9 protein-coding genes are annotated in these 11,863 nt (G+C 72.5%); 3 read left to right on the forward strand and 6 right to left on the reverse strand.

Annotated elements, in window-relative coordinates:
• Positions 1–60: 60 nt before the first annotated feature.
• Genes ABT160_RS03455 through ABT160_RS03465 form a run of 3 tightly spaced genes read left to right on the forward strand, consistent with a single transcriptional unit; the run spans position 61 to position 5,269 of the window.
• Positions 61–918 (forward strand): protein kinase family protein, encoded by an 858-nt coding sequence (locus ABT160_RS03455; protein ID WP_351642900.1) that lies wholly within the window; start codon positions 61–63, stop codon positions 916–918.
• Positions 919–921: 3 nt separating this feature from the next.
• Positions 922–3,129, forward strand: coding sequence for a serine/threonine-protein kinase (locus tag ABT160_RS03460; RefSeq protein WP_351642902.1), 2,208 nt, complete (start codon positions 922–924; stop codon positions 3,127–3,129).
• A 46-nt stretch (positions 3,130–3,175) separates the two neighbouring features.
• A complete protein-coding gene (locus ABT160_RS03465; protein ID WP_351642905.1) occupies positions 3,176–5,269 on the forward strand; it encodes a protein kinase domain-containing protein in 2,094 nt (697 codons plus the stop codon).
• Positions 5,270–5,327: 58 nt separating this feature from the next.
• Here ABT160_RS03465 and ABT160_RS03470 read toward each other — a convergent pair whose 3' ends face one another.
• The 6 genes from ABT160_RS03470 to mycP form a co-directional block, all read right to left on the reverse strand.
• Positions 5,328–6,011, reverse strand: a complete 684-nt coding sequence (locus ABT160_RS03470) for a hypothetical protein (protein WP_351642908.1) — start codon at positions 6,009–6,011, stop codon at positions 5,328–5,330.
• Positions 6,008–8,353 (reverse strand): hypothetical protein, encoded by a 2,346-nt coding sequence (locus tag ABT160_RS03475; protein WP_351642909.1) that lies wholly within the window; start codon positions 8,351–8,353, stop codon positions 6,008–6,010. Before ABT160_RS03475 ends, ABT160_RS03470 begins: the two co-directional genes overlap by 4 nt.
• Positions 8,354–8,360: 7 nt before the next feature.
• Positions 8,361–8,774, reverse strand: coding sequence for a hypothetical protein (locus tag ABT160_RS03480; protein ID WP_351642912.1), 414 nt, complete (start codon positions 8,772–8,774; stop codon positions 8,361–8,363).
• Positions 8,775–9,029: 255 nt separating this feature from the next.
• On the reverse strand, positions 9,030–9,698 hold the full coding sequence (locus tag ABT160_RS03485) for a hypothetical protein (protein WP_351642914.1): 669 nt from the start codon (positions 9,696–9,698) through the stop codon (positions 9,030–9,032).
• A complete protein-coding gene (locus ABT160_RS03490; RefSeq protein WP_351642916.1) occupies positions 9,685–10,338 on the reverse strand; it encodes a hypothetical protein in 654 nt (217 codons plus the stop codon). The genes ABT160_RS03485 and ABT160_RS03490 overlap by 14 nt, the downstream gene beginning before the upstream one ends.
• Positions 10,339–10,660: 322 nt before the next feature.
• On the reverse strand, positions 10,661–11,863 hold the full coding sequence (gene mycP / locus ABT160_RS03495; RefSeq protein WP_351642917.1) for a type VII secretion-associated serine protease mycosin: 1,203 nt from the start codon (positions 11,861–11,863) through the stop codon (positions 10,661–10,663).

The raw sequence follows: 11,863 nt of genomic DNA on the forward strand, positions 1-11,863 counted from the left end.
TGGCGTACGAACCCGGTGAGTAGGCTCGGGGAGCCAGCAGAGCACCGAGGGGGAGCCCGCATGGACCGGCCGCACGCGCCGCGCACGCGCACCATCGGCCCGTACCAGCTGATCACCCGGCTCGACCCGCCCGGCACCCCCGTCCCCTGCCACCGCTTCGTGGCCCGCGCCCCCGGCGGCGACCGCACCGTCGTGGCCGTCACCCCCGTCCAGGGCGCCGACCCCGCGCGCTTCGCCGCCGAGGCCGACGCGGCCCGCCGGCTGATGGGCCCCTGGGTCGCCCCGGTCGTCGACCTCGCCCCGCCCGGCACCGCCCCCTGGTACGCCCACCCCTACCTGCCCGCGCTCCCGCTGCCGACCGCGCTCGCGGTGCACGGCGGGCCGCTGCCCGAGCGGACGGTACGGGCCCTGGGCGCGGCCCTCGCCGAGACCCTGGCCGGCGCGCACGCCCAGGGCGTCGTCCACGCGGGCCTGTCCCCCGCCGCCGTGCTGCTCGCCCCGGACGGGCCCCGGCTCGGCTGCTTCGGCGCCGCCCGCACCGGGACGCCCGGCCTGGACCCCGGGGCGCTGCCGCCCGAGCGGGGCGCCGACGGGGCCGCCGCCGAGCCCGGCGACGTCTACGCGCTGGGCGCCGTCCTGGCGTACGCCGCCACCGGCCACACCGTCCCCGAGCGCTCCGAACTGCCCGAAGGCCTGCGCCCGTTGCTGGCCTCCTGCCTGACCAGGGACCCGGCCGCGCGCCCCACCGCCGCCGCCCTGCTCGGCGCCCTCGCCCCGCCCTCCCCGCACGCCACCGTCGTCAGCACGGCCGCCCCGCTGCTCGCCCCCGGCTGGCTGCCGGGCCGCGTGGTCGCCGCCGTCGCCCGGCAGTCCGCGGCCGTCCTCGCCGCCGAGCTCCCCGACCCCGTCAGGAACTGACCGATGCTGTCGCCCCTCACCCACGACGACCCCGAGCGCCTCGGCGGCCACCGGCCCGTCGCCCGCCTCGGCAGCGGCGGCATGGGCACCGTCTACCTCGCCCGCACCCCCGGCGGTCGCACCGTCGCGCTCAAGACGATGCACGCCGCGCTCGCCTCCGACCCCGGCTTCCGGGCCCGCTTCCGGCTGGAGACGGACGCCGCCCGGGTCATCGGCGACCGGCACGGCGCGGCCGTCGTCGACGCCGACCCGCTCGCCGAGACCCCGTGGCTGGCCACCGAGTACGTGCTCGGCCCGCCGCTGGACGAGGCGGTGGAACTGTGCGGTCCACTGCCCGAGGCGACCGTACGGGCGCTGGGCGCGGCCCTCGCCGGGGCGCTCGGCCAGCTGCACTCCTCGGACGTCGTGCACCGCGACCTCAAGCCCTCCAACGTGATGGTCACGGCGTACGGCCCCAAGGTCATCGACTTCGGCATCGCGCGGGCCGCCGGGGACGCCCGCCTCACCACCGCGGGAGCCGCCGCGGGCACCCCCGCCTTCATGTCGCCCGAGCAGGCCTCGGGCCAGGAACACGCCCCGGCGGGCGACGTGTTCGCGCTGGCGGGCGTGCTCGTCTTCGCGCTCGGCGGGCGCGGCCCGTTCGGCTCGGGCGCCCCCGCCGACCTGATCTACCGGGTGCGCTACGCGGAGCCCGACCTCTCCGCCGTACCGCCCGCCCTGCTCCCGCTGCTGACCCGCTGCCTGGACAAGGACCCCGCCGCCCGGCCCACGACCGCCGAGCTGTCGGCCGGACTGCACGACGGGCACGGCGAGTTCGCCGATCACCTGCCCGACCTGCTGCTCGCCGAGATCGCCCGGCGGGCCGCCGAGGTCTGGCAGTACCAGCCCTACCGGCTGCCCGCCCCCGAGGGCGCCGCCGCCGCACCGACCGTGCCCGTGCGCGGCGGCGGACGCGCGCCCGGCCGCCGCAGGCTCCTGACCCTGGGCGGCGGCTCGGCCCTCGGCGTGGCCCTGGCGGGCGCGGGCGCCTGGGCCTGGCTCGGCCGCGGCGAGGGCGGGAAGCCGGACCCCGCGCCGAAGCCGACGGGGAAGTCGGGGCCGGACCTGAAGCCGTACCTCTGGCAGCTCCAGGTGGAGCCCTCCACCTCCTCCAACGCCCGCCCGGCGGCCCTGTCCGTGCCGCGCGTCCTCGGCGAACGGGTGCTGTTCGGCCTCGAGCTGTCCATGGCCGCGATCGACCCGTCCGACGGCACGAAGGCCTGGAAGAGCGAGGACGCCTCGTACGCCTGGCGCCTCACCACGGACGGCAGCCGCGTCCACTACGTCCGCGAGTACGACGGGTTCGGCGTCGAGGGCATGTTCAAGCCCTTCGCCATCGGCTCCCTCGACCCCGCCACCGGCAAGGACACCGGACGGCACCGCACCTTCGGCGACTTCAACGTGCTGCACGACGAGAGCCAGCTGGTGTGCTGCTCCGGCGACACCGTCTACTTCACCGGCGGCACCGGCGACATGACCCGCGAGGGCTACCGCACCAGCCAGTCCTGGTCCCTGGTCGCCGCCGACCTGCGCACCGGCACCGAGCGCTGGCGCCGCCCGCTCGCCGACCGGAAGGCCGGCACCTACGCCCCGCACTTCCTCGACGGCAAGGTCGTCGGCTCCCGCCTGCTCCTGGTCCCCCAGCCGCCCGAAGGCCAGCGCACCGCCGTCGCCGCGCACGACGCCCGCACCGGCCGGCAGCTCTGGTCCGTCCCCGCCTTCTCCGGCGACCCGGGCCGGATCCGCTACCTGCTGTGCGCCGACGACCAGCACGTCTACCTCGGCTTCGGCCCGCTGCGCGCGCTCCGCGTCACGGACGGCAAGGAAGTGTGGAAGGTCGAGGGCGACTTCGGCCCGCCGACCGTGCGCGACGGCGTCGTCCACGCGGTCCGCGACCGGACCGGCTTCGTCGCGGTCGGCGCCGCGGACGGGCGCGTGCACTGGCGGGAGGAGGGCGGCGAGGGCCCGGTCGCGGACCGCACCGACCCGCCGGTGGTCGGCGCCAGGTACGTCTACGGCAAGGCCCCTTCGGGCCTGCGGCAGGTCTCGAAGACCACGCACCGCACCGTGGCGACGTACCGCACGAGCGCGACCCGCTTCGTCGGCCACCCGGCGTCGAAGGCGGTGTTCGGCACGGGGGGTCCGCTGATCGCGGGCTATCCCCTGGAGTGACGCCGCCCCACCGTCCCCGTACCTCTCTCCCCCTCCCGGAAGCAGCATGTCCATGGACCCCCTGAGCACCGGCGACCCGCTCCGCCTCGGCCCGTACCGCCTGCTCGGCGTGCTCGGCGAGGGCGGCATGGGCAAGGTCTACTTCGGCCGGGACGACACCGGGAGCCCGGCCGCCGTGAAGGTGCTGCGCCCCGAGCTGGCCCACGACCGCCAGCTCGCCCAGCGGTTCGTGCGCGAGGCGCAGATGGCGCGGGCCGTCACCAGCCCCGGCGTCGCGCGGGTGCTGGGCGCGCAGACCGAGGGCGGGCGGCCGTGGATCGCCACCGAGTACCTCGCCGGACCCACCCTGGACGCGGCCGTCGCCGCGCACGGCCCGCTGGCGGAGCCGCTGCTGCGGGCGCTCGCCGACGCGCTCGCGCGCACCCTGTACGACATCCAAGTGGCGGGCCTGGTCCACCGCGACCTCAAGCCGGCCAACATCGTGCTCACCTCGTCGGGCCCGCGCGTCATCGACTTCGGCATCGCCCGCCCCGAGCACGGCCTGACGCTCACCACGACCGGGCAGATCCCGGTCACGCCCGGGTACGGGGCGCCGGAGCAGATCCTGGGACGGCGGGTGGGACCGGCCGCGGACGTGTTCTCGCTGGGCGCGGTCCTGGTGTACGCGGCGAGCGGGCGGCGCGCGTACGACGCGTCGCACGTCGCGGCGGTGCAGTACGAAGTGGTGCACGGCGAACCGGACTTGGGCGGGGTCCCGCAGGCCCTGCGCGAACTGATCGCCCCGCTGCTCGCGAAGGAACCGGAGGGTCGCCCGGCGCCGGGCGCGGTGGCGACGGCGTTCGCGCCGCCCAAGGGGGCCGCGAAGGGCTGGCGTTCGGGTGCGCTGGCGGCGGACATCAGGACCCGGGAGGGCGAGGCGTCGCGGCTGGCCACGGTGGTGGACGGGGACGCGCGCCGCCCGGTGAACCGCAGGAAGCTGCTGATCGGCCTGGCGGCGGGCGGCACGGTGCTCGCGGCGGGCGGCGCGGGGACGGCGTGGTGGCGCGCGGGCGGCACGGAGGGGACACGGGGCGTCGCGGACCCGTTCGACGTCCCCCCGGCGGTGGTGCCGAAGGAGGCCGCTCTCCTCAACGCCGACCGGGGCGACTACATCATCGGCAAGGCGGCGAAGCCGCTGTGGGGCCCGCTGCCGGTGGTGGCGGCGGACACGCCCGCACCGGTGTGCGCGGGCGACGTGGTGGTGATCGGGGCGCGGGCGGGCGGCGTCACGGCCTTCGACATGGCGACCGGCCGGCAGCGCTGGCGGGCCCCGGAGGCGGTGGTGCGCGCGCGCTACCTCAACCTGTCGGACCGCCTGGTGGCGGTGCTGGACGCGAAGGGGACGCTTCGGACGTACGCGGCGGCGACGGGCGAGCCCAAGTGGACCGCGGCGGTGGGCGGTTCGTCGCTGCTCACGGCGGACGAGGAGGCGGTGTACCTGGTGGGCGGGGACGGCAAGGTGCACGCGGTGTCCCGGTCCGACGCCCGCACCCGCTGGACCGCCCCGGTCCCCTTCGACGTGGGCACGGAGACGGTCCCGCTGGGCCTGACGGGCGCGGGCCGCCTGGTGGTGCACGGCGCGGGCGGCGACGTGGTGGCCCTGTCCACCGCCGACGGCACGAAGGCGTGGGAGCGCCGGGGCCAGGCGGAGGAGGTGCTGCGCCCGGCGTTCCAGGACGGGGTGTTCTACCTGGGCGGCACGTCACTGACCGCGGTCGCGGCGAAGGACGGCGCCCGGCTCTGGTCCGTCCCGGCCGGCAAGGACTACATGGGCGCGGCCCGCACCTGGTCCAGCCCGACGGCCTACCCCGGCCTGCTCTTCTCCTGCCGCCGGGAGTTCCCGATGCGGGTGGACCCGAGGACCGGCAAGGAGATCTGGTCCCGCGGCTACGGCAACGGCCCGGTCCTGCTCGCAGGCTCGGGCGCCTGGGTGGTCCAGACGGGCGACCACCCGGAACTCAACGGCCTGGACCCGCGCACGGGCCTGACCCTGATCAACGACACCCAGGGCGCGAAGGAAGGCCGCTGGGGCATCGCCGCCGCGGCGAACCGGGTGTTCCTGCACGACTCGGCGACGTTGAGGGCGGTGCCGGTGTTCTAGGGGGCGGTCCGGGGTCTTCTGGCGGGGTGCGGGGGGCTCTGGAGGGGGCGGGGCCTCGCTAGTCGAGGGGCTTGATGACCGGCTTCTCCGGGAGGCCGCCGTTGCCGTCGCACTTGAGCTCCTTGGCGACGGCCCGGGCGAGGGAGTGCAGGATGGTCATGCTCGCGTCCCAGGTGGCGCGGGTGTCGGGGCCCTTTGAGTCGGACATGGCGAAGCTCAGTCCGCTGGAGACGCGGAGAGGCCGTTCGTCGGAGCCCTTCAGTTCCGGACTCACGCAGTTGAAATAGAGCTGGGTCGCCCACACTCCCGAGTACGCCCGCGTGCCCAGTGCGTACGTGTGCAGTCCGGCCGGGGGCACCAGCTTCCCGCTGCGCGGGGGCCGGGGTTCGTTCACGGAGAAGCGAGCTGTCATGCGCTTCTCGCTACGGTCGCCCGGGCCACTGATGCCGCAGAGGTTCTTGCTGACGCTCCACGCCCTCCCCGTGCCGTACCAGTGACGCAGGTGGTCCACGACCCCGTCGAGATCGTTCCACCCCTTGCCCCCCATCGTGTCGGCCCCCATGTACCGCTTCAGGGCCGCGACACCAGCGGATGACAGCAGGCCCCCGCACTGGTCCTCCGCCGACTTCGACAGGTACGTCGGCCCCTCCTCCTTCTCTCGGCCGCAACCGGTCAGGAGGATCCCGAGGACGAGGAGGGCGGCCGTCCCCGCCCGCAGTGTGCCGCGCATCGTGGTGGTCACCCGGTCTCCGGTCCGTGGCCCCGCTGACTCTGCAGGGTCGTGCCTGTCACGTAGCCCGTCTGCGCCTCGGACCGGAGGTCCCTCTCGAAGTCCTCGCCGATCCGTGCGTGATGACGCTCGATGAAGTTCCGCATCGGCGCCTCGGCGCTCTCCCGGCCTGAAGAGAAGACCTTGCGCCTCCACTCGCTGATCTCGTTGCCCACCTCGTCCTCGTGCTCCTTGAGCTTCTTGTCGGACCAGTCCCCCGCGGCCTGCCCGAGCGCCTGCTCAAGCCCACCCGTGACCACGTCCTGGGCCAGCGGGATCGCGACGGCGGCGACCCCCACGGCGGCGACCGGCGGGAGGAACGCGGCTCCGGCCGCGACCCCTGCGCCGATTCCGAAGTCGAGCCAGCCGGCTCGCTTCTCGTGGGCCTTCTCGTAGTCCTCGAACGTGGAGAGCTTGTCCGCCTGCAACTGGTCGCTACGGGCCTGGTCGAGGATCCCCTGGAACACACCGCCGGTGTTCACCGCGGTACGGGCTCCCGCCTCGTTGATCCTGCCGCCCTCCGGAACCTGGTTCTCCAGGATGCTGGTGGTGTAGACGCGTTCGGCCGTGCTCAGGGTGGCATGGGCGTCCGGATACTGACCGAGGGCGCTCAACAAGTTCTGCGCGCTGTCATCACGGAGGCGGACGTGCGCGTCGTATGCGCCCCTCGGCGCGTAGATGCTGCCCGGCGCGTCATCGTGGAGCGCCCAGTTCACGTCGTCGATGTACCCGGCGGTCATGTTCCCCAGGCTGTCGGCGAGGCCCTCGTGCTTCTTGAGCAGCCCCGCGTCCCCGCCGTACAACTCGATCACACTCGTCATCAGCTCAGCCCTGTCCGCGTCCTTGTGCAGCACCGGCTGCGGGTCGTCGTACGCGTGCCCCAGCGTGGCCGCCTCCAGCGCGTGACCGAGCGTGTCGGGAAGGTACTGGGCGGCCTTCTCCACATCCTCGGGAGCCTGTCCGAGGAGATCGGGGAAGTGCTTGTAGCCGGACTGCCCGTCCTTGTCGTACGCCGCGAAGTAGTCGAGGTACTTCGCCACCGGGTTATCCTCGCCGTTCTTCCCCAGGTCCGCCGCCCCGCCCGTCGCCTTCCCCTCCCGGTCGTACGCCGTCGGTGGCTCCGAGAAGAACTCCTTGGCCGCCTCCGGGCTGTGCCCCAGTGCCTCCAGGACCGACAGCACCGGGTCGTAACCGGCGCCGCTCGTGCCGCCCGGGTTGAAGGGCCGCTCCACAGCGCCGAAGGAGTTCCTGTTCGAGGCGAAGAGGTACGGCTCCTTCTGGTGCAGCTGCACCACGTGCTCGGCGATCGGCCGCAGGAACCTGGCGTCGTAGTTCCCGTACCGCAGGATCCCACCGAGCAGCTGGTACCCGTACGGCCCGCCGCCGTAGTCGTTGCGCGCCAGCGGCACCCGCTCGGTCCCGAGCCCGCGCAGTTCGGTGCCCCAGCGCTCCGCCCAGGCGTCACCGCCCCGGGTGGCCGTGGCCAGGTTCAGCCCGAGGGCCCGCTGGAGCTCGGAGACGTCCTTGAGCCGCTCCTCGGAGGGCTTGCCCTGCTCGTACGGGGTGGTGGCCAGCTGCCCGAAGAACGCCAGGGACTTCTCCGGCCCGAGACCGTCGTAGAAGGCCCGGGCGAACGCCTTGTTCGTCGCGTTGTCCTTCAACAGCTCGTTCAGCACGCCGAGTTCCTCGTGCGTCAGTGCCGCGCCCTTGCGGGCCAGGCCCAGCGCCCGGTCCGCCTCCTCCGCGTCGAGGTTTCGGTAGGCGGGCGCGCTGAAGTTGTGCTTGTCGGCGGTGATGTTCGCCTTGAGGGCGTTCGCGACCGACGTGTCCGCGTCGTCGCACACCTCGATGACGCTGTCGACGCGCCGCTGCATCGCCGCGACGGCCTCGTTCTCCTTCTGCTGCAACAGCGGGAAGTCGGGATCGTGCCGGGCGGCCGCCCCCTGCGCCACGGGCCGGGCGGCCTCGACCTTGCCGTGCGCGGTGATGACGCACCCCTGCCCGGGGGCCTCCGCGATCAGCCGCTTGAGGTCGTCCTGCGCCTTCTTGAAGGCGGCGTACCCCTCGCTCAGAATCGCGTGGACGCCGGCCGCGGCCTTGGCCGCGTCGGCGAACTCCTTCGCCGTCTTGTCCACGAACGGCTTGGTGACCTCGGCGTTGACGCCCTTCCAGTACTCGTCCCGCGCCTTGGCCGCCATGGTCGTACGGGCGTCCTCGGCGAGCACGTCGAGCTTGCCCTTCATCCGCGCCCAGGCGTCGACGGTGGCCTTCAGCCGGTCGAGCGGTGCGTGGTAGACGTTGTCAAAGGTCAGCACGACAGCCCTACTTCAGGTATTCGTCGATCCGGGACACGCTGAAAGCGGTCTTGATGTCCTTCTCTTCCCGGGCATGCGACGCGGCGCTGTAGTCGAGGTGGTTGGAGATGTTCGCGACCGCGTCCAGCAATGTGTTCAGCTGCGAATCCCAGGTGTCGTGCACGGTGCCGAGCGCGGCGCCGGTACGGAAGCCGTTGACGGTCATCGCCGCGGAGGCCTCCGCGGTGACACCCCGCGCGTGCCCGCCATCTGCCGCGAGCCGACCGTGCAACGCAAAGGCCGCGCTACCGATCCGCCCCAACTTGTCCTGGTCAACCGCCAGATCGGCCTGACCTCCGGCTGCGCCGGGCGCCCCGTTGAGCCGGGTGCCGACGGCCTCCCCGTCGGCACGCGCGGACGCCCACTCGGCGTCGAACGACATGCTGTCCCCTCCCACAAGAACGCCGCAGGGGCACCCGCGATCCATGGGGCGCGCACCTACGGTGCACGCCACCCTATGCGATCGCACACTCACTGGCTACGGCAAGATCAGGCCCGCCTGGCGCGAACGACCCCGAACGCGACTCCCCCGCCGACGAGCAGGGCGGCGGCGACACCGATCCCGACGTAGAGCCCGGAGTTGCTCCCCGAATCGGCATCACTGGCGGTCTCAGCGGCGCCGGAGGCCCGGGGTGTCCTAGCGGGGTGCGGGGACGGAGCGGGGAACGCCGGTGACGAGCTCGGTGTCGTTGGTGCACCGGAGGTCCCCGGCGAGGGCGCGGGCGGCGGCGTTGGCGACGGTGATCCGGTCGGCGCGCGCGGACGGCTCCGGGCTCCGCCCGTCGCCGGGCCCGCGGAGCACCATCCGCACCGTCATGTCGCGCACGGCCCCGGGCACCCGGCAGCCGAAGTACAGGAACGCGACCCCGTCCGAGGCCCGGGCGTACGCACCGGTCCCGTACCAGGTCCCCCTGGCCGGGTCCTCGCCCTCGGGAACCCCCGGGGCGGTACCGGCCTCGATCTTCATGTCGCGGTCCGCACCCCGGCCGACCCAGCAGTAGTCCTCCCCCTGCCCGACCGCCCGACCCCCGGCAGGCTGTGCGGCGGCGTCCCGGAGAGCCGCGACGGCCTTCTCCCGCTCCGAGAGGTCGTCGTCGAGGCCCTCGCCACCTCCCAGGATCCGCTGCAACGCGGCAGCGTCCACCGGCGCCTTGGCGAAGCCCGCACAGACCTGCGCGGCGGTCCGCCCGGCACCCGCGCCCGCATCGGCACCCGAACCCCCTCCGGAGCACGCCGCGACGCCACCGAGAAGGGCCAGGACCGGGGCCAGGGCCTTGATCCGCTCGCGCATGTCACCCACGGCCATAGGCGGCGGGTACGCCGGTGACGAGCTTGGTGTCGTTGGTGCAGCCGAGGGCCGTCGACATCTTGCGGGCGGCCGCGTTGAGGACCGTGACCTGCCGGACGGGCAGGCTCGCCGCGGTGACCGTGGCCGTGTTCCCCTCCCGGGAGAGCGAGGCGGTAACGATGACCTTCTTCGTCGGCGACTTCATGACGCAGTTGAACTGCAGCTTCGCGAACCTGTCACTGGAGAGGCTCATTTCCCCGGTGCTGAAGTACGAGAACGTGGCCGTGTCGCGCGTGCCGTCGATCGTTACCGCCTCACGGAATTCGATGCGGAGGGCCTGTTCGCCGTCGTCAGCGTTCTTCAGGACGCAGAACGGCGAGCCGGAACCCAGTTCCTTGAGCGTCAACTTGCCGTCGGACGACCGCAGGGCACGGACAGTTGTTTCGGCCTCCGACCGGTCGTCGAGCAGGCGGTCCTCGCCCACCACCGCCACGAGGGCGGAGCCGACCGCGGGATCCTTGGCGAAGCCACCGCAGACCTGCGAGGCGGTCGCCCCCGCGGGGGTGTCCTTGCCCCCGTCGCTCGAGGAACATCCCGAAACTGTGAGGGCGACGAGGGTGAGAGCGGGAAGTGCCCGATTGAGCGGGGAGTTTCGCATGTCACTTCCTCTCGTACGCATCGGGGAGGATGTTGTCCTTGGCATTGCCGTATCCGTTATTGGCGACCTGGACCAGGCACGTGCGGGTACAAACGTCTCCGGACAGCGGCCTGTTCGCCTCCACGATAGATCGGAACGTTGCTCCCGCACAGCGCGAATGCGCCAGATTCAGACATGCAACCATGCACTTGGCGCTGGATCCTGGCTATACGGAGAGAATCTCCGGCGTACGGAATTGACTACCCGTTCCGGAACGCAGCGCTGCAAACCGGGTGGAGTGCAAGGTGCTGGGGCGATCTCGCACAGCCATCGGCTCCCGGCCTCAGACGCTACGCCTGCCGCGTACGACGGCGAATGCCACTCCCCCGCCCACGAGCAGGGCGGCGGCGACACCGATCCCGATGTAGAGCCCGGAGTTGCTCCCCGAATCGGCATCACTGGCCGTCTCAGCAGCGCCGGAGGCCCGAGGCGCGGGTGCGGTTGCGGGTGAGGAGGGAGCGGACGAGGAGCCGCCCGCCTGCTCCAGATCGGGAATGGGCCGCTGGTCGGCGGGCCCGGGGTCACCGGGAGTGGTGAGGGCCCTCAGGGGACGCAGGGCGCCGTACCCGATGAAGTCACTGCGCTTCTCACCGGTGGTGGAGCCGCTGGCGGTGTTGAGCATGACCTTGAGGACCTGGTTGTTGGTCCAGTCGGGGTGCTTGGACCAGATGAGGGCGGCGGTGGCGGAGGCGAGGGCGGTGGCGTCACTGGTGCCGGCTGACTCACAGAGGCCGCTCTTGGCCGCGCAAGCGTGAACCATCTTGTCGCCAGGAGCAACAACGTCGACCTGAGGACCGTACTGGGATTCCTTGGTCCTCTTGAGGTTCTTATCGACCGCACCTACGCCTACGACTCCGGGAGTCGCTGCCGGGAACTGAGGGGCGTTCCCCTTTTCCCCGTTATTTCCAACACCGGCAAATACGAGAGCCCCTTTACCCAGCGCGTACGTCACAGCATCAGTGAGCTGCTGCGATCCTTCACGCACTGCAAGGGAAATGTTGATGACCCTTGCTCCCGCGTCAGCGGCAAAGCGGATCGCTTCAGGAGCGGCCACATTGAACTGACGAGCGTCGTCCTTCAGGTTCTTGGCATCGAGGCCGTTGGGCATACGAACAGGGAGGATCTTCGCACCCGGTGCGAGGCCAAATGCTCCGTCGCCGCCGCCACTCTTGCCAGTGCCAGCGATGATCGCCGCCATGCTGGTCCCATGCCCGTCATAATCCGTTCGCTCGTCTCCAGGACGAGCGGGCGCGAGATCCTTTCCTTGGAGTACTTGACCTTGAAGGTCAGCCCCGCTGGCATCCACACCACTGTCGATGACAGCGACGGTGACACCCACACCCTTACTGATCTGCCAAATCTCCTCAGCGCCCATGGCTGTCAGATACCACTGCTGAGAACGGACCGAATCGGCATGAGCAGGGCCAGCGGCGACGCCTACCAGCAGCATCCCCAGAGCGGTTGTGACGATCCTGCTGGTACGCAT

This window comes from Streptomyces sp. NPDC001941, assembly GCF_040296945.1.
Lineage (GTDB): Bacteria > Actinomycetota > Actinomycetes > Streptomycetales > Streptomycetaceae > Streptomyces.